The sequence below is a fragment of the Serratia sp. CY74737 genome, from assembly GCF_052166775.1.
Taxonomy (GTDB): Bacteria; Pseudomonadota; Gammaproteobacteria; order Enterobacterales; family Enterobacteriaceae; genus Serratia; species Serratia ureilytica.
Genome location: NZ_JBJNOF010000023.1, coordinates 12,972 through 31,805, shown reverse-complemented (window position 1 = coordinate 31,805; position 18,834 = coordinate 12,972). Strand labels below are relative to the sequence as shown.

At 60.3% G+C, this 18,834-nt stretch carries 14 protein-coding genes; 7 read left to right on the top strand and 7 right to left on the bottom strand.

Features of this window, described 5'->3' with window-relative positions:
- Together ACJ8PE_RS24335 and ACJ8PE_RS24330 are read right to left on the bottom strand one after the other, a co-directional pair.
- Nucleotides 1-1,661 (bottom strand): S8 family serine peptidase (locus ACJ8PE_RS24335; protein WP_442536941.1); only part of this gene is annotated, 1,661 nt, incomplete at its 3' end.
- 480 nt (nucleotides 1,662-2,141) lie between these two features.
- Nucleotides 2,142-2,780 (bottom strand): TetR/AcrR family transcriptional regulator, encoded by a 639-nt coding sequence (locus ACJ8PE_RS24330; protein ID WP_033645365.1) that lies wholly within the window; start codon nucleotides 2,778-2,780, stop codon nucleotides 2,142-2,144.
- A gap of 263 nt (nucleotides 2,781-3,043) precedes the next feature.
- Here ACJ8PE_RS24330 and ACJ8PE_RS24325 point away from each other — a divergent pair, with 263 nt between their 5' ends.
- Nucleotides 3,044-4,261: a Tm-1-like ATP-binding domain-containing protein gene (locus ACJ8PE_RS24325; RefSeq protein ID WP_197760709.1), complete on the top strand. Its 1,218-nt coding sequence runs from the start codon at nucleotides 3,044-3,046 to the stop codon at nucleotides 4,259-4,261.
- Between the two features lie 91 nt (nucleotides 4,262-4,352).
- Here ACJ8PE_RS24325 and spy read toward each other — a convergent pair whose 3' ends face one another.
- Nucleotides 4,353-4,844: an ATP-independent periplasmic protein-refolding chaperone Spy gene (gene spy / locus ACJ8PE_RS24320; protein ID WP_033645367.1), complete on the bottom strand. Its 492-nt coding sequence runs from the start codon at nucleotides 4,842-4,844 to the stop codon at nucleotides 4,353-4,355.
- 542 nt (nucleotides 4,845-5,386) lie between these two features.
- Here spy and pdeR point away from each other — a divergent pair.
- Entirely contained in the window at nucleotides 5,387-7,381 is a 1,995-nt protein-coding gene (pdeR, locus tag ACJ8PE_RS24315; RefSeq protein ID WP_033645368.1) for a cyclic di-GMP phosphodiesterase, read from the top strand.
- A gap of 16 nt (nucleotides 7,382-7,397) precedes the next feature.
- Here pdeR and ACJ8PE_RS24310 read toward each other — a convergent pair whose 3' ends face one another.
- Entirely contained in the window at nucleotides 7,398-8,264 is an 867-nt protein-coding gene (locus tag ACJ8PE_RS24310) for a crotonase/enoyl-CoA hydratase family protein (protein ID WP_197793833.1), read from the bottom strand.
- 341 nt (nucleotides 8,265-8,605) lie between these two features.
- Between ACJ8PE_RS24310 and yhjD the strand changes: the two genes are divergently transcribed.
- The 3 genes from yhjD to ACJ8PE_RS24295 all read left to right on the top strand — a co-directional run bounded on the left by yhjD (nucleotide 8,606) and on the right by ACJ8PE_RS24295 (nucleotide 12,145).
- The gene (gene yhjD, locus ACJ8PE_RS24305; RefSeq protein WP_021505224.1) at nucleotides 8,606-9,625 is read left to right on the top strand and encodes an inner membrane protein YhjD; all 1,020 of its coding nucleotides are present in this window, start codon (nucleotides 8,606-8,608) and stop codon (nucleotides 9,623-9,625) included.
- 328 nt (nucleotides 9,626-9,953) lie between these two features.
- Nucleotides 9,954-11,276 (top strand): MFS transporter, encoded by a 1,323-nt coding sequence (locus ACJ8PE_RS24300; protein WP_197760713.1) that lies wholly within the window; start codon nucleotides 9,954-9,956, stop codon nucleotides 11,274-11,276.
- 101 nt (nucleotides 11,277-11,377) lie between these two features.
- Nucleotides 11,378-12,145 (top strand): CDP-diacylglycerol diphosphatase, encoded by a 768-nt coding sequence (locus ACJ8PE_RS24295; RefSeq protein ID WP_197760715.1) that lies wholly within the window; start codon nucleotides 11,378-11,380, stop codon nucleotides 12,143-12,145.
- On the opposite strand, the gene ACJ8PE_RS24290 is transcribed toward ACJ8PE_RS24295, so the two are convergent.
- A complete protein-coding gene (locus tag ACJ8PE_RS24290; protein ID WP_197793834.1) occupies nucleotides 12,146-14,185 on the bottom strand; it encodes an AsmA family protein in 2,040 nt (679 codons plus the stop codon).
- A gap of 91 nt (nucleotides 14,186-14,276) precedes the next feature.
- Nucleotides 14,277-15,068, bottom strand: a complete 792-nt coding sequence (gene pdeH, locus ACJ8PE_RS24285) for a cyclic-guanylate-specific phosphodiesterase (RefSeq protein ID WP_197793835.1) — start codon at nucleotides 15,066-15,068, stop codon at nucleotides 14,277-14,279.
- A 236-nt stretch (nucleotides 15,069-15,304) separates the two neighbouring features.
- Here pdeH and ACJ8PE_RS24280 point away from each other — a divergent pair, with 236 nt between their 5' ends.
- Nucleotides 15,305-16,240, top strand: a complete 936-nt coding sequence (locus ACJ8PE_RS24280; protein WP_197760721.1) for a sugar kinase — start codon at nucleotides 15,305-15,307, stop codon at nucleotides 16,238-16,240.
- A gap of 54 nt (nucleotides 16,241-16,294) precedes the next feature.
- Here ACJ8PE_RS24280 and ilvC read toward each other — a convergent pair whose 3' ends face one another.
- The gene (ilvC, locus tag ACJ8PE_RS24275; protein WP_033636408.1) at nucleotides 16,295-17,770 is read right to left on the bottom strand and encodes a ketol-acid reductoisomerase; all 1,476 of its coding nucleotides are present in this window, start codon (nucleotides 17,768-17,770) and stop codon (nucleotides 16,295-16,297) included.
- Between the two features lie 168 nt (nucleotides 17,771-17,938).
- Between ilvC and ilvY the strand changes: the two genes are divergently transcribed.
- On the top strand, nucleotides 17,939-18,829 hold the full coding sequence (ilvY, locus tag ACJ8PE_RS24270) for an HTH-type transcriptional activator IlvY (protein ID WP_004929971.1): 891 nt from the start codon (nucleotides 17,939-17,941) through the stop codon (nucleotides 18,827-18,829).
- The last annotated feature ends 5 nt before the right edge of the window (nucleotides 18,830-18,834 follow it).

The window sequence follows — 18,834 nt, the reverse complement described above, 5'->3', positions numbered from 1 at the left end:
TCCACCGCGTAGCGCGAACCCGGCTCGAAGCTGACGTTGCCCGCCACGTTCAGGGTGCCGATCGAGTTGCCCGGCGCCACGGTGCCGCCGCGGCGGGCGGTCAGCGAACCGACCGTGCCGCTGCCGCCGACGATGCCGCCACTCTGCACGCTGACGTCCGAGGTGACCGAGCCGTTGATCGCCAGTCGGCCCTGATTGACCAGCGTCGGGCCGGAATAGGTGTTGTTACCGGTCAGCACCAGGGTGCCGATACCCTGCTTGGTCAGGCCTCCGTGGCCGGTGATATCGTTGCTCCAGACGTCCAGCCCACACAGCACATCGCTGCAGACGCGCTCGGTCGGTTTGCCCTTGTCCAGCACCGCGCCGACGCCCGGCAGATCCACCACGAACTGGGTCGGGCCGTAGGCCACGCCCGTCGGATCCGGAATACGGAACTCCGCAGGAATATCCTCGGCGGTCACCAACATGCCTGGCCCGTTGATAGCCTTGCCCAGGTTGATCATCCCCCAGCCGTAGAGCGCGTCGATGCCCGGCGCGCCCATGTCGGTGGCGGTGGTTTTCAGCACTTCCGCCACCTGTGCGCCGCTCAGATACGGGAAACGCTCCATCAGCACCGCAACGCTGCCGGCCACGTGCGGCGCCGCCATCGAGGTGCCGCTGTATTTGGCGTAGCCGGTCGTCAGATTCTCCACGCTGGTGCCTTCAATCACCGAGCTGTATACCCGGGTGCCCGGCGCCGAAACGCAGAAGCTGGCGGTGTAGCCGCAGCGGGAAGAGAAGGTGCTGATGCTGTAATCGCCGGTATTGGTGGGATCCTGCAAGCTGGCGACCGACAGCCAGTTCGGTGCAATCTCCGGCACGAAATAGGCCAGACCGGCCATGGCATCGGGGTTATTCAGATTGCCGTCGTTACCGGCGGCGAAGATGGTGACCACGCCGCTGCGCGCCGCGTCGATCGCGCCCTGATAGGCGCCGCCGGGCTTGGTGCCGAGGATCTGTTTGATCTGATCGAACTGCTTTTGCGCATCGTTTACTGTGAAATGCGGATAAGCCGGGTCATAACCCCCCTCATCAAACTTTTCGGTAATGCCGATGCCCCAACTGTTATTGATGATGCGCGCGCCGCTGGCCACCAGCGCCTCCCAGCCGGCCTGGTAAACCGCGCCGTCGTTACCGAGCACAATGCCGTCCTCCGGGCCGGGGTCGCCGTTTTCTGCGCTGATGATCTGCGCGTTGAATGCCACCCCATGCATGGCGCCACCGTCGCGGCTGCCGGCGGCGATGCCGCCCACGTGGGTGCCGTGCGAGCCTAATTTGCCGCTGGAGTCGGTGCTTGGCGTACCGTCATAGCGGAAGTCATCGCCTTTTTTCACTGGAATATAGGGATCGGTGTATTCGCGAGTGCCATGGGTAACCAGATTGATCACCTTATCAGGGCCGGAAAATTCGGGGTGCTTGGCGTAGACTGGCTGATCGAAAATACCGAGTTTGATGCCTTTTCCGGTATAACCGGCGGCGTAGGCCTGGTCGGCGTGGATCGCCCCCAGCCCCCATTCCGCGTTGAACTCACTGCTGCGCCAGCTGGCCGGATCGCCCGCTTTGCCGTTCTCTATATAGCTGGAGGCCTGCGCGCCGCCGATCGCCGTCAGGCAGATCAGCATCGCGCTCCATTGTGCGCGATGAACTCCGATTTCAGGCCAGCCGAAGGCCGCCCGAGCGGATTTGACTCCTCTAAGTTTCTTCTCCATCCCAGATACCGTCCGTTGTTGTTTGCAAATGTTTTATAAGATTTTTTGTGTAACAGTTTGGTAACACCAAATAAATAAAGCACAACAATCTCAAGTGCGCTTAATGTGTCACTCGGCAGTTCGGTGGGCGGAGAGAACGTTTCAGGGATGAATCAGACGGGGGACGATAAGGAAAGAGAATGATCTCGCTCAGCGCTGAGGCGGTATTTATTCGCGGAGGATAATTAAATTAATACAATGATAAATAATGATATTTAATTAAAAGGCAACCAAGGAAAGCGTCGCCTGAAAAGTGCTTAACAGGCGCTTTTTATCACTTTTAATTATAACTTTTGCCAATATTTACTCAGTGAATTATGCTGGTTTTTCACTCAGGCAGCGGCAAAAATTGGATTATCCTGCTGATGTTTTTTTGCTGTTCATCGCATCCTCTTCCGCCTGACGCAGGATGGCTTTGGCCATCCATTGCGTGACATCCTGGATACCCTCAAGCTCCAGCCCCCAGATATCTTTCAGCACCAGGAACACCTCAGAACCGTAAATCAGCGAGAAAGCATGAATCACTCTCTGTAAAGAATCTGGCGGCAGTTTACCCTGCAACGGCTCTACCGCCAGCGCCAGCAGCCGCTTGCGGTTGCCGCGCACGAACTTTTCGCCCGGCGTGGCGTGCGCCCACTGCTGCAAAGAGAGCTGCAATGCGGCGCGCAGCGCCCCTTCGTGTCGCTCCATCTGAGGATAAGCCAACGTCAGCAACTGCTGGATGCGCTTCAGGGCATCATCGTCCTGCGGGCGCCACGCCAGAATAGGCCCCAGACTTTCCGCCACCACCGCAGTAATTAATGCGCTTTGGGTCGGGAAATAGCGGTAGGCGGTCGCGCGCGATACCTGCGCATGCGCCGCCAGATCGGTGATCGATGGAAACGCGCCCTCGCCATACAGCGTCATTGCGCTGGCCAGCAACAAACGATGTGTTTTCGCCCGGGCGGAGGTCAGAGAAAGGTCGGACGGGGTGGGAAAAGCATTTATCGGCACTTAAACCTCATACATCTGTACACGCTTGCACGACAGGCGAGACGCCACTGCCGACAGGTTGACGACAAAGGGTTGGCCGCGCAAAAAGCTCAAAAATGAGACAGGAGTCCCATTTTGCACTGAGCTACCCTTGCAAAAATGATACTGCCGTCTCATTATATAAATACATTAATCAATTTAATTTAAATGCCAACACCAGGGCACCTAAAAAAACATAATACATTAATTTTTAAATAAAAATTAGAAACACCCCGGAAAAATTCATGAAAGATACTTCAAATTTTGTCTATATTGCTACCACAGCAGATACGAAAGGACAAGAGTTGGAGTATGTGCGGCGGCTGATTGCCAGCCTGAATTTACCCACGCGAACCGTCGATCTCTCCACCCGAAGCTTGCCGTTTGACTCCCCGGCCGATATCGGCCCAGAAGAGGTCGCTCGCCACCATCCGGCGGGCGCAGGCGCGGTCTTTCTCGCCAGCCGCGGCCAGGCAATCGCCGCCATGGCGACCGCTTTCGAACGTTTTATCCTGACACGCCGCGATATCGCCGGCCTGCTTGGCCTGGGCGGCTCCGGCGGCACCGCCATCATCACGCCGGCAATGCAGCAGTTGCCGATTGGCCTGCCGAAATTGATGGTCTCGAGCATGGCGGCGGGAGACGTTTCCGCCTATGTCGGCGCCAGTGATATCAGCATGTTGTATTCGGTCACCGATCTCGCCGGCCTGAACCGTATCTCGCGCCGGGTGCTGGGCAATGCGGCGCGCCAGATAGCCGGCGCAGTCCGCTTCGCCGCCGTCGATCATCACGACGACAAGCCCGCAATCGGCCTGACGATGTTTGGCGTCACCACCCCCTGCATTCAGGCACTGGTTGCCGATCTTGAGCCGCAATGGGACTGCCTGACGTTTCACGCGACCGGCAGCGGTGGCAGAGCGCTGGAAAAACTGATCGATAGCCGGCAACTGCACGGCGCCATCGATTTGACCACCACCGAAGTGACCGATTACCTGTTTGGCGGTGTGCTGCCCTGCAATGCAGATCGTTTCGGTGCTATCGCGCGTACCGGCATCCCGTGCGTACTCTCCTGCGGCGCGATCGACATGATCAACTTCGGCGCGCTGAATACGGTGCCGGCTCGCTACGCGAACCGCCTGCGCTATCATCACAATCCGCAAGTGACGCTGGTGCGCACCAGCCCACGGGAAAATGCGCTAATCGGTCATTGGATTGGCGAGAAAATCAACGCCTGCGCGGGCGAAGTGCGCTTCGTGATCCCGGCGGGCGGCGTGTCGGCGCTGGATGCCCCTGGGCAACCGTTCTGGGATCCCGCAGCGCTGGCCGCCTTTACGCAAACGCTGGAGGAGACGGTGCACGCCACCCATAAGCGCCGGTTAATAAAAACGCCTTACCATATTAACGATCCGCGCTTTGCGCAGGCCGTTGCCGAACAGTTCCGACATGTTGCCGCTGGGGAATGATAATCACTCGCTGCCGGGCCTGCCGGAGATAACGCCGAAAAAAAAGGCCAGACAAATAGTCTGGCCCTTTTTTATTTACCGCGAGCGTATATTACTGACCGGAGGACATCTGCTCCTTCATTTTATTCATATGGTCCATCATCTTTTGCTCACGTTTCTGATAATTCTCATTGTATTGTTTTTTCTGCTCAGGGGTCAGCAGGTTATACATTTTATTTTCCGCCTTGGCGCGTTCCAGCATGCGTTCGGATTGCGCTTTGCCGATCGCGTCAATTTGCGCCTTCGCCTTCGCTTCATCGAAGCTGTCGGAAGCCACCAGATTATGCAGCGCCTGGCGTTCCTCTTTCATGCCCGGACCGCGTTTCGAGTGCGACTCTTTCATGATATCGCGCATTTGCTGGCGCTGCTGCTCGGTCAGGTTCAGCCCGGCGAACGGGCCGCCTTTACCTTCACCCTTGTGATGCATCATTTTCATCGGCGCCGCATCCGCAGCCGGGGCCGCCGTCGTATCAGCGGCGAACGCCGCAGAAGCAGAACCCAGAGCCAGCGTGGAAGCAATAAATAAAGCCGTCAATTTACGCATAATCATTTCCTTAAAAATTTTTCTTCATCAGGAGCGCTGTACGTTAACAGGCTCATTCGTTCGTCGAAGATAATAATAGGCTGATAAAATTCAAGTAATGCGAGGGTGTGTAAACTTTTTAAAACCCGTCACGGGTTTATTCACCAATTATGAGAAAACTATGAAGAAGGCGTTTATTTGATGGAAATTTTAATTTCCCGGCAAAAATCTCCCCGACAGGGTTATTTTTCAGCCGCCCTCTCACCGCTATAATTTACTCGCCCACAAGGCAACCTTGCATCAACCGTTTTTCGTTAGCGGGGAAGCCGGTACAAACTTCGCACGACCCGATGTTCTCCTCCTACACTTTAAGGCAACCGGTCGCCGGGTGGCGAGTACACCGCAAAACTAATCATTGCTTATAGAATAGTTTCCATTACCCACCCCGCCTGTGAAAACCTGTTATATGATGCACAGACGCGCACGGCGACCACTTTCGGGCCCACAGGCCGCCAGCGGTTCTTCGTGCTGACCGGCCGCCCGTGCTCTTTTGAGGAATCATCATGTCCGCAGACCAAGGCCCTGAGCTTCTTAACGCCCACTTCGGCACCCAGAGCCCCCACTGGCGGCTGGCGTTTGACAGCAATGCCCTGGAGCTGTCCGCCGTTAAGGGCAAAGCCCACGTCGCGGTGGCGCTGAGCGCCATGGACGCGGCGAAAATTCGCCGTTTGACCGGCGTGACCGCCAGCCTTGAACTCACCATTACGCTGGCCGGCGAACCGCTGCATCTGCATCTGGTCGGGCGCCGCGTCAATAACCTCGAATGGGCGGGCACCGCGTCCGCGTTCAGCGATACCCAATCCGTGGCGCGCGATCTGGTGCATGGGCTCTCCTTCGCCGAGCAGGTGGTGTCCGAAGCCAACTCGGTGATCGTGATCGTCGACCAGCACGGCCGCATCCAGCGCTTCAATCGGCTGAGCGAGGAGTACACCGGGCTGCACGAACACGAGGTGATCGGCAAGAACGTTTTCCAGTTGTTTATGAGCCCGGAAGAAGCCGCCGCCTCGCGGCGCAACATCGCCGGCTTCTTCCGCAACGGCTCTTCGTATGAGGTGGAACGCTGGGTAAAGACGGTCAAGGGCGAGCGGCTGTTCCTGTTTCGCAATAAGTTCGTGCACAGCGGCAGCGGTAAGAACGAGGTGTTTCTGATCTGCTCAGGAACCGATATAACCGAAGAGCGTCGCGCGCAGGAACGGCTGCGGGTGCTGGCCAACACCGATATCATCACCGGCCTGCCGAACCGTAACGCCATCCAGGACAAGATCAACCACGCCATCGCCACGCGCGGCGAAGAGAGTTTCGGCCTGGTGTACCTCGATCTCGACAACTTCAAAAAGGTCAACGACGCCTACGGCCATATGTTCGGCGATCGGCTGCTGGTTGAGGTCTCGCTGGCGATCCTCGGCTGCCTGAGCCCGGATCAGGTGCTCGCCCGCCTCGGCGGCGACGAATTTTTGGTGCTGGCGCCTCAGACCGATCGCGAACGTTTGCAAACGCTGGCGCAGCGCATCATCGATCGGCTGAAGACCCCTTTCCGCATCGGCCTGATCGAAGTGTATACCGGCTGTTCGATCGGCATCGCGCTGTGCCCGGAGCACGGCAACGATCTCGACAGCCTGATCCGCAGCGCCGATACCGCCATGTACGTCGCCAAGGAGCACGGCAAACGCACCTATACCGTCTTCTCGCCGGAGATGAACAAGCGCGTCGCCGAATACATGTGGCTGGACACCAACCTGCGTAAAGGGCTGGAGCAAAATCAGCTGGTATTGTATTACCAGCCTAAAATCGACGCGCGCAGCGGTGAAGTGCACAGCGTGGAAGCGCTGGTGCGCTGGGATTCGCCGGAGCGCGGCCTGATCCCGCCGCTGCAGTTCATCTCCTACGCCGAGGAGTCCGGCCTGATCGGCCCGCTGGGCCAATGGGTATTGCAGACCGCCGCCTGCCAGGCGGCGCAGTGGCGAGAGCGGGGATTGAATCTGCGGGTGGCGGTCAACCTCTCCGCCCGGCAGCTGGCCGACGACGGCATCGTCAACGATCTGCTCGGGGTGCTGCGCCGTCACCGCATGGCCCCTTGTCTGCTGGACTTCGAGTTGACTGAAAGCAGCCTGATTGAAGACGAAAACCGCGCGCGCGTGCTGATCACCCGGCTGCGCGAGCTGGGCGCGCAGGTGCATCTCGACGACTTCGGCACCGGCTATTCGTCGCTGGCGCAGCTGGCGCGTATTCCGCTGGACGCCATCAAGCTGGATAAAAGCTTCGTGCGCGGGGTGAATTTCAACCCGGTTTCGCAATCGCTGGTGCGCGCGATCGTCGCGGCGGCGGAGGCGCTGGCCTTCCGCGTGATCGCCGAAGGGGTGGAGACCGAGAGCGAAAATCAGTTCCTCGACGAGGTCGGCGTGGACGAAAAGCAGGGCTTTCTGTTTGCGCGGCCAATGCTCCCGGAACAGCTGGAGCATTGGCTGCAGTCCTATCGCCCGCGCTCACCTTCCGCGTGAGGCGGGCGCGTTAACGTTAGCCGGCACGACGCAGGTTCAGGGTGTGGCGATCCTGCAACATCACCAGCCGCTCGATGTAGGCGCGATCTTTTTCCTCAATGGTGAAGGCCGAGTGCACCCAATCCTCGGTAATGTCCATCAGCTCGGAACGCGTCAGCTGCAGCACGCGCTGACGCGCCCGCAACATGGCGCGCATGCCGTTGAGCTTCGGCCGGATGGTATCGATGAAAGTGCGCGTCGCCATGTAGGCGTCGCCGGGCTGGAACAGCTGATCCACCAGCCCACGGCTCTCGAACCACTCTGCGGTGTGCGACTCGCCGCCCCAAATCAGTTCTTCGGCCAAGCGCATGCCCGCCTTGCGCGCCACCAGCGAGTAACCGCCCATGCCGGGAAACAGGTTGAACGCAATCTCCGGGAACCCCATGCGCGCATTGTTCTGCGCCAACACGAAATGGTGCGCCAGCGCCGCTTCAAAGCCGCCGCCCAGCGCGCTGCCTTCGATCATCGCAATGCTTACCGCGCCGGTATCGAAACCGCGCGCCGCCGCATGCACGCAGTCGATGCAGGCACGCGCGTAGGCCATCATCGCCTCGCGTTTGCGGTTCTTGATGGCTTCGGCGAAGAACTGCAGATCGCCGCCGACGTTAAACATGTTCGGCACCAGCGAGCCGGTGACCCAGAAATCGAACCGCAGCGAAGACTCTTTCGCCGCCTGCGCCAGCATCATGATGTCTTCGATCAGCGCCTGATTAAAGCAAGGACGCGGCGCAGCGCGCAGCAGCATCCACATGATATGCCTCTCCTCTTCATAGTAGGCGGAAAGCTGCGACAGATTGCCCGCTTCGGTAAACGGACGGCAGGTGGGGTGATTAAGCAATTTCATAAGACCTTCCAGTTTTTCTGTTGATGACGGGTGAGACCGTTCCAGCCCCTACGGCTGCAGCGGAGCGGCGCTCGGCAACGCGTGGCGCCACATCATGAGTAAACGCTTTCTCGCCGACGAAACAGATAAAAATTGGAGGTAGGGAAGTGAAAAAAACCGAGGCGCGGCGGGGTTTTCATAGGAATTTTACCTATCGGCCGCCTCCCGGCATTTCATGCCGGGCGCTAACGCGTTAAGCTCGGAAAATGACCGTTTGCCGCCCCGGCGCTCAAAACGCCGCGGGGCTTTGGCTATAATCAACGCGGATACATGCCGTTTAACGTTAAGGAAATCGTGAAGTAATGCCTACAGGACCAGACCAGGAACGCCGCCAGCCCGCACAAGACACGCCGCCGAAGCCGCTTATCGCCATCAAGACCGGCCATGAAACGCTCGACCGCCGCATCAGCGGTTTTTCACGTCTGATTGAACGCATCAAAGCCTGGCCGAGCGTTGCGCACCTGCTGCGCGCCGCCGAACGCTTTAACGATCGGCTGGGCAGCCAGTTCGGCGCCGCCATCACCTATTTTTCATTCCTCTCGCTGATCCCGATCCTGATGGTGTCGTTCGCCGCCGCCGGTTTCGTGCTGGCTTCCAACCCGGATCTGCTGGCCCGTTTGATCAACCGGATCGTCGGCAGCATCAGCGATCCGACGCTGGCCAGCACGCTTAAGAACACCGTCAACACCGCCATTCAGCAGCGCACCACCGTGGGATTGACCGGCCTGGCGCTGGCGCTCTATTCCGGCATCAGTTGGATGGGCAACCTGCGCGAAGCGATCCGCGCGCAATCGCGTGACGTCTGGGAACGCAATCCGCAGGATCAGGAGAAAATCTATTTCAAGTACACCCGCGACTTCATCTCGCTGACCGGCCTGGTGGTCGCGCTGATTATCACGCTGTCGCTGACCTCGGTCGCCGGCTCGGCGCAGGCGGCGATCGTCAACGCGCTGGGGCTGGACGGCATCGAATGGCTGCGGCCGGCGCTGACGACGATCGCGCTGTCGATCTCGATTTTCGCCAACTATCTGCTGTTCCTGTGGATTTTCTGGATGCTGCCGCGCCACAAACCGAAGAAAAAAGCGCTGCTGCGCGGCACCTTGCTTGCGGCTATCGGCTTTGAGGTGATCAAGTTCGTGATGACGATGACGCTGCCGCAGGTGGCGAAATCGCCTTCCGGCGCGGCCTTCGGCTCGGTGATCGGGCTGATGGCGTTCTTCTACTTCTTCGCCCGTTTAACGCTGTTTTGCGCCGCCTGGATCGCCACCGCCGACTACAAAGGCGACAAAGCCTTGCCGGAACGCGAGCCGCCGGCACGCTGAAGCCATGCAATCGTGCCGGTGTTATCGCACGCGCCGGCACTTTCCTCTGGTTAACAAGCAAAAAACCAGTCAATCCCTCTAAATCATGCGGCACAGCATTCGAAAAACTAGCATAACAAACTACCCAGTCACTTTTCTTTCCCGTTTTTACAGCCATTCACACTGTATGAACCCCATTTCTCAACGTTTAACGCTACAGAAAAGAAGTCAGGTAAAACATTAGTCTTTTTAACCGGTTAGCGGCGGCGCTGCCCAGAGTTCCAGCGTTGAAAAGGCGGAATGCTGTCACTAAGATGGATTTTTACCCCCTCCAACAATAAGAAATATTATGCAAGCCACCATCGCACCCCCACTCGACGCCGACGAGGCGTCCACACCGGTGAACTCCCGCGGGAAAGTCATCGTCGCCTCACTGGTCGGTACCGCCATCGAGTTCTTCGACTTTTACATCTACGCCACCGCCGCGGTGATCGTGTTCCCGCACATCTTCTTCCCGCAGGGCGACCCGACCACCGCGACGCTGCAGTCGCTGGCCACCTTCGCCGTCGCCTTTGTCGCGCGCCCTATCGGCTCTGCGCTGTTCGGCCACTTCGGCGATCGCGTGGGGCGCAAGGTGACGCTGGTCGCCTCGCTGCTGACCATGGGGATTTCCACCGTGCTGATCGGCCTGCTGCCGAGCTATGAAACCATCGGCATCTTCGCCCCTATCCTGCTGGCGCTGGCGCGCTTTGGCCAGGGGCTGGGGCTGGGCGGCGAATGGGGCGGCGCCGCCTTGCTGGCGACGGAGAACGCGCCGGCCAAAAAACGTGCGCTGTACGGCTCCTTCCCCCAGTTGGGCGCCCCGATCGGCTTCTTCTTCGCCAACGGCACCTTCCTGCTGCTCTCGTGGCTGCTGAGCGACCAGCAATTTATGGAATGGGGCTGGCGCGTGCCGTTCATCCTCTCCGCCGCATTGGTGCTGATTGGCCTATACGTCCGGGTATCGCTGCATGAAACGCCGGTGTTCGCCAAAGCGGCCAAGGCCGGCAAACAGGTGAAAGTGCCGCTCGGCACGCTGCTGAGCAAGCATCTGAAAGCCACCATCCTCGGCACCTTCATCATGCTGGCGACCTACACGCTGTTTTATCTGATGACGGTCTATTCGATGACCTACGGCACTGCGCCGCAGCCGCTGGGGCTCGGTTACTCCCGCAACAGCTTCCTGTGGATGCTGATGGTGGCGGTGATCGGTTTCGGCGTGATGGTGCCCATCGCCGGCCTGCTGGCGGACGCTTTCGGCCGTCGCAAGACCATGATCGCCATTACCCTGCTGATGATCGGCTTCGCGTTCCTGTTCCCGACCCTGCTGGGTTCCGGCAACCAGGCGCTGGTGATGGGCTTCCTGCTGTGCGGCCTGAGCATCATGGGGCTGACCTTTGGCCCGATGGGCGCGCTGCTGCCGGAGCTGTTCCCCACCGAAGTGCGCTATACCGGCGCATCGTTCTCCTACAACGTCGCGTCGATTCTCGGCGCGTCCGTGGCACCTTACATCGCCACCTGGCTGGCGGCCCATTACGGGCTGTTTTACGTCGGCATGTACCTGGCGGCGATGGCCGGGCTGACACTGCTGGCCCTCCTGCTGATGAAAGAAACCCGCCACCAGTCGCTGTGATCCTCTGCGGCCCCCTCACTGCGGGGGGCCGCACGCGTTGTTCGTTTCCTGTCATAAAACCGGGCTATGCTGGACGTTTCTCTCGGTAACAGGATCGGCCGATGTCTCTGCGTCGTGGGGTATTTGTCTGCGTGGCGCTGCTGGCGGCTCTCGCCATCGCGCTCTATTACGGGTTGAAACCCGACCATCCCGATGCGCTGTGGCGCATCGTCAGCCAGCAATGTCTGCCCAATCAGCAGGCGCATGACAACCCGGCGCCCTGCGCGCAGGTGGATGTGCAGGCCGGTTTCGTGGTGTTTAAAGATCGCAACGGGCCGCTGCAATACCTGCTGATGCCCAGCGCCAAAATCACCGGTATCGAAAGCCCGGCGGTGCTGGACGCCGCCACGCCGAATTTCTTCGCCCAGGCCTGGCGCGCGCGCCACGTGATGGCGGAACGCTATGGCAAACCGATCGACGACGGCGATATTTCATTGGCGATCAATTCGGAATATGGCCGCACGCAAAACCAGCTGCACATTCATATCTCCTGCCTGCTGCCGGCGGTAAAACAGCGGCTGGCGCAAATCGGCCCCCATTTCATCAAGCAATGGCAACCGCTGCCCGGCGGCCTGTTGGGGCATGACTATCTGGGGCGGCGGGTGACCGCCGCTGAACTGGAACAACAGGGCGCCTTCCGCCTGCTGGCCTCCGGCCTGCCGCGCGCCGACGGGCGCATGGGCAGCTTCGGCCTGGCGATGACCGCGCTGCCGGACGGCGATTTCCTGCTGCTGGCAACCGAGCGCAGCCTGCTGCCGTTCACCCTGGCCTCGGCGGAAGAGATCCAGGATCACGACTGCCGGCTGCTCACGCCGCCGCCGCGCGCCTGATTATTTTTTGCCTTTCATCTCCCGCAGGATCTGCCCGCACGGGTTCTCCTCGCCGCCTTCACTGGGCGAGACCAGCGCCAGCAGCGCCGCCGCCGGCGTCAGCACCGCCCCTAACGCCACCGCCGCCGCGCCGCGCGCGATCAGAGGCCCGGCTTTGACCCCGGCGTCCGGGTGCTTGAAGGTGCCTTTCACGTACAGCGGCGAACGCAGGGTCAGCACGCGCATGCCCTTGCTTTCCGGATCGATGGACAAATCCAGCCGTTCGGTGGCGAGGTTGGTGTTGCCAGTGATGTTGATCACCGCGTTTTCGGTGTCGAACACAAACAGTCGCGGCGCGGCGACGCCGCTGCGGATGCCGACGTCGGCCGCCGCGCAGTTGATGCCCACCACGTCGTCACCGAACAGCTGCGCCACCAGATAGTTGCCGACGTTCAGACCGAGGATCTCCATCAGGCTACGGCTGATCACCCCGTTATTGATCAGCAGGCGCAGGTCGCCGTTGCTGGTCGCCAGCAGCTCGGCCACCGAATTGCCGCTGCCCGTCAGCCTGGCGTCGCCGTTCATCTGCCCGAGGCTGCGCTTCATCGCCTCCACGTTCGGCAACAGCTGTTTAAGCTGAAGTTTGCGTGCATGCATATCCACCTGCCCGCGCATCGGCTTTTTGCCGCCGTCGAGGCGCACGACGGCGTTCAGGCTGCCGCCCGCCATGCCGAAGCGCAGCGGATCCAGGCGCAGTTCGCCATTGTTCAGCTTCAGGTGCGTGGCCAGATCGCTCAGCGGCAAATCGCTGCCGCGTTCAATGCGCGCGGCGGCAAACTTCACGTCCGCATCCATCTTGCTCCAGCTTTGCGTATCGAACTGTTCGACCGGCAGCACCTTATCCGCAGGCTGACGGCTTTTCTCGCCGCGCCCGGCTTTGGCGGCGTTGGAGTCGGCGCCGATCAGCGGCGCCAGATCCGCCAACCTCAGCTGCCGGGAGCTCACCGCGCCGCTCAGCGTGGGCCGCGGTTTACCGGCAACGTACTTCAAGCTGCCGTGAATGTCGCTGTCGCCGATTTTTCCGTCGAATTTCTGGTACTCAAACACCGCGCCGCCCGGCTGATGCAGACGGGCGGTCAGATGGCCATCGGTCGCATACGGCGGGGTATTCGGCAACAACACGCCGGTCAGGCCATAGAGGTTGCTCAGGCTTTCACCGGAAAATTTCAGCTGTACATCCAGGCCGCCGAGGTTCAGCGGATCGGACAAGGTGCCCGCGACCACCACCCGGGTGCTGCCGGAGCGCACATCGGCCTGCAGCGGGAACGGCAAATCGGCGCTCTGCAGCGACAGCATGCCGCCAATCTTGCCGCTGCCGCTCAACGGTTCGCCGTTATATTTGCCCTTCACCTGCCAGCCGAAAACGTAATCGGGGGTCGCGGCCTTGTCGCCGCCCTGTTTGCCGGTCACTTCACTGAACGGCAACGGCTTGCCGAGCGGATCGATGACGGCTCGGAAATCCGCCTTCAGCGTGGCGTCTTTAAAGGCGATCTGCCCCTTGTCGAATACGATGTCGTGAACGGTGAACGACCAGTCGGAAGGCGGCTGCTTGGTATCCTGGCCGGCGGCCAGGTCAAACGTCCAGTTGTTGTCGCCGTTGGCCAGACGTTGCAACGAAGCATTCGGCTGCTTCAGCCAGATGCGTGGGATCAGCAGCTCTTTACCCAGCAGCGCCAGCGGCGCAATGCTGGCGTCGACGCGCTGCAGCGTCACCATGCTGTCGCCGGGCATGTTTTTCGGGTTACCCAACCACACGTCTTCGGCGTGAATATGCGGCCAGGGCACCCAGGCGCGCCAGCCGCCCTCATCCGGATTGCGCGACCAGTCGACGCCCAGATCGCCGCGAATGGCGAACGGTCGCCGCAGTTCGGCCGACACTTTGTCGTTGATGGTGGGCTTGAGTCGATTCCAGTCGAAGGTAGCAATGAAGATCGCCAGCGCGACGATCAGTAGCAGCACAATGCCGCCCAGCCAGCTGAAAACCTTTCCTGTTCTTGTCATAGCGGCTCCCTCAGCGCATAAATCGGGCTGCCGAATGAAAGGAAGAGGAGTTAGCAGCCCCGTTTAAGCCTAGCTGAGGATAGGCCGGAGTTCACGCCGGCGCGCCGGGCGCTGCGAACAGCGTCGGCACGCTGTGCAGAGTTTCAAAGCACGCCGGGCGGGAAAGGTAGTAGCCCTGAGCGGCCAACGCGCCGGAACGCTGCACCAGCCGCCACTCTTGTTCGGTTTCCACGCCCTCGACGATCACCCCGTCGCTGTGCTGGTTCATCATCTTGATCAGGGTGCCGAGCAGTTGGACACCCTCTTCCGACTGTTTGAGCAAGGTAAACAATTCGCGCGCCACCTTGATGTATTGATAACGCCAGGCGCCGACGGCGGAGAAGTTGGCCAGCCCGCTGCCGAAATCGTCCAGCCACAGCCGCTCGCCGCCGACGATCTGCTGCAGCGGGCGGTTTGACGCCGTTTCGGCGTGCTCCACCAGCTCGAAGCGCAGATAGGGCATCTCGGCGATCTGCCGTTGCAAGGCGCTATGACGCTGTAATGCTTGCAGCGCGATGCCGTCGATATTGACCGACACCATCACCGCATGGCGGGTGAACAACGCCTGCCAGCGCTGCAACAGCGCCAGCTGTTCCTGGATCACCTGCAAACGCTGGGCGACGCCGAGCGAGGAAAAATAATGCTCCGGGGATTGCCGCTTGTCCGGCTCATTCGGGTGATACACCGCCGTCAGCAGTTCCACCGCCAGCAGCGCGCCGCTGGTGCGATAAATCGGCTGGAAGGTATACAAGCGCCGGCATTGCCGCCAGTAGCGCCGCGATTTGGCGCAGGCATAGAGGGCAAAACAAGGCGCCAGCAGACCAGAGATCAGATTGGTTATCATCGGTACTATCGCCGTGGCGGGGAAATGAGAGCGCTGCCGCTGTTTCTTTACCCAGCTTATCGGCAACGCAGCGTAAAACTTTAAGCCGAATTGCCGCCCGTTTCGCCTCCGTCCTGCCCGCGTTCGCCGATCGCGATCATAAAAAATTAAAACGCCGTTTTAATTTATTGACTCTCTGACCGCCTTGCGTGGAGACTGGCGGCTATTGCTTCTTCTTTAGCCAGGGCTTATTGACGATGACTATCCGAAATCTCGCCGTGATCGGCGAATGCATGATCGAGCTGTCGCAGCAGGGCGCACAGCTGACGCGCGGCTTTGGCGGCGATACCCTCAACACCGCCGTCTACCTCGCCCGCCAAATGCCGGAACAGACGCTACGGGTGCATTATGTCACCGCACTCGGCACCGACAGTTTCAGCGGCGACATGCTGCAGGCCTGGCGGCAGGAGAAGATCGAGACCGGGTTGATTCAGCAATTCGACAACAAGTTGCCGGGCCTGTACCTCATCGAAACCGACGCCGCCGGCGAACGTACTTTCTACTACTGGCGCAATGACGCCGCCGCCCGGTATTGGCTTGCGGGACCGCAGGCCGACGCACTGTGCGAACGGCTGGCGCAGTTCGATTACTTGTACCTCAGCGGCATTAGCCTGGCGATCCTCGCGCCTGCCGATCGCATGAAACTGCTGGCGCTGCTGCGCCGCTGTCGCGCCAACGGCGGCAAGGTGATCTTCGACAACAATTACCGTCCGCGCCTGTGGCAAAGCCGTGAGGAAACGCAGCAGGCCTACCGCGAGGTGCTGGCCTGTACCGACATCGCTTTTCTGACGCTGGATGACGAAGAGTTGCTGTGGGGAGAGCAGCCGATCGAACGGGTGGTCGCACGCACGCAGGCGCTCGGCGTCGGCGAGATCGTCATCAAACGCGGCGCGCACGCCTGCCTGGTGTTCAGTATGGCAGGGGAGAAGCTTGAGGTGCCGGCGATCGCGCTGCCGCCAGAGCGTGTCGTCGACACCACCGCAGCGGGCGATTCTTTCAGCGCCGGTTACCTGGCGGCCCGCCTGAACGGCGACAGCGCCCAACGGGCGGCGCAGCGCGGCCATCTGCTGGCCGCTACGGTGATCCAGCATCGCGGCGCCATCATTCCCGCCGCAATGATGCCGGAGGCATAAAAAAAGCCGGCATCGCTGCCGGCTCTTTCTCTTTGTGCTTTGCCTTGCGGAAAATCAGCCCGCGACGGCGATGCGTTTCATATCGGTCATGTAGCCGCGCAGTTTACGGCCGACGGTTTCGATAGGGTGGCTGCGCACCGCTTCGTTCACGTCGCGCAGCTGCGCATTGTCCACCGCCGTACCCGCCACGGCTTTGCCCAAATCGCCCGCCTGCAGGGTGGTCATGAAGTCCTTCAGCAGCGGCACCGCCGCGTTGGCGAACAGGTAGTTGCCGTACTCTGCGGTATCGGAGATGACCACGTTCATTTCATACAGACGCTTACGCGCAATGGTGTTGGCGATCAGCGGCAGCTCGTGCAACGACTCGTAGTAAGCCGACTCTTCGATGATGCCGGCATCGACCATGGTTTCGAACGCCAGCTCAACGCCCGCTTTCACCATCGCCACCATCAGCACGCCGTGATCGAAGTACTCTTGCTCGCTGATTTTGCCTTCAAACTGCGGCGCATTCTCGAATGCGGTTTTGCCGGTCTCTTCGCGCCAGGTCAGCAGTTTCACGTCGTCTTCCGCCCAGTCGGCCATCATGCCGCTGGAGAACGCGCCGGAAATGATGTCGTCCATGTGCTTCTGGAACAGCGGCGCCATGATGGTTTTCAGCTGTTCGGACAGCGCATAGGCGCGCAGCTTGGCCGGGTTGGACAGGCGATCCATCATCAGGGTGATGCCGCCCTGCTTCAGCGCTTCGGTGATGGTTTCCCAGCCGAACTGAATCAGTTTCTCGGCGTAAGCCGGATCGGTGCCCTCAGCAACCAGCTTGTCGAAGCACAGCAGCGAACCCGCCTGCAGCATGCCGCACAGAATGGTCTGCTCGCCCATCAAATCGGATTTCACTTCGGCGACGAAGGAAGACTCCAGCACGCCGGCGCGGTGGCCGCCGGTCGCCGCCGCCCAGGCCTTGGCGATCGCCATGCCTTCGCCTTTCGGATCGTTTTCCGGGTGAACCGCAATCAGGGTCGGCACGCCGAAGCCGCGCTTGTACTCTTCACGTACTTCGGTGCCCGGGCATTTCGGCGCGACCATCACCACTGTGATGTCTTTACGCACCTGCTCACCCACTTCAACGATGTTGAAGCCGTGGGAGTAACCCAGCGCCGCGCCGTCTTTCATCAGCGGCTGCACCGCGCGCACCACGGAAGAGTGCTGCTTGTCCGGCGTCAGGTTGACCACCAGATCCGCCTGCGGGATCAGGTCTTCGTAGGTGCCGACCTTGAAGCCGTTTTCGGTCGCCTTGCGCCAGGAAGCACGCTTCTCGTCGATCGCTTCTTTGCGCAGGGCATAGGCGACATCCAGACCGGAATCGCGCATGTTCAGACCCTGGTTCAGCCCCTGGGCGCCACAGCCGACAATCACCACTTTTTTACCTTTCAGGTAGCCGGCTTCGTCAGCAAATTCGTCGCGCGCCATAAAGCGGCATTTACCCAATTGCGCCAACTGCTGACGCAGGTTCAATGTGTTGAAATAGTTAGCCATGGTGGTACTCCGGTTTGATGTTGTCTTGCATTGTTATTTTCATTCCCCGCCCTGTCTGTGCGGAGATTCGTTAAACTCAATGTATAACAGGAAATGCGTTGCTTAAATTGATATATTGAGAACGTGATATTGCAATTTTTGCAACACTCTCACTGCGAGCGTATCGATATGGATTTACGTGATTTAAAGCTGTTCCTGCATCTGGCCGAAAGCCATCACTTTGGGCGCACCGCCAAGGCGATGCACGTCAGCCCGTCGACGCTCTCCCGCCAGATCCAGCGGCTGGAAGAGATCCTCGGGCAGCCGCTGTTCCTGCGCGATAACCGCACCGTGCAGCTCACCGACGCCGGCGAACAGCTGAAAGAATTCGCCCAGCAAACGCTGCTGCAATATCAGCAGCTGAAGCACTCGCTCGGCCAGCACGGCCCTTCGCTGAGCGGCGAACTGCGGCTGTTCTGCTCGGTGACCGCCGCGTATAGCCACCTGCCGCCGATCCTCGACCGCTTCCGCGCGCAGCACCCGCTGGTAGAGATCAAGCTGACCACCGGCGACGCCGCCGACGCGGTCGACAAGGTGCAGTCCAACGAGGCCGATCTCGGCATCGCCGGCCGGCCGGAAACGCTGCCCGCCAGCGTGGCGTTCACCAAAATCGGCGAAATTCCGCTGGTGCTGATCGCGCCGGCGCTGCCCTGCGCGGTGCGCAGCCAGGCGTTCGCCGACAAGCCCGACTGGGCCGAGATCCCCTTCATCTTGCCGGAGCACGGCCCTTCGCGAAAACGCATCGAACTGTGGTTCCGCCGTCACCGCATCAGCAATCCGCTGATTTACGCCACCGTCGGCGGCCACGAAGCCATCGTGTCGATGGTGGCCTTGGGCTGCGGCATCGCGCTGATCCCGAGCGTAGTGGTGGACAACAGCCCGGAACCGGTGCGCAACCGCATCTCGCAGCTGGATAACATCTCGATGGTCGAACCGTTCGAGTTGGGGGTCTGCGTCCAGAAAAAACGCCTCAGCGATCCGCTGATCGACGCCTTTTGGCGATTGCTGCATCCCCGCTGACGCGG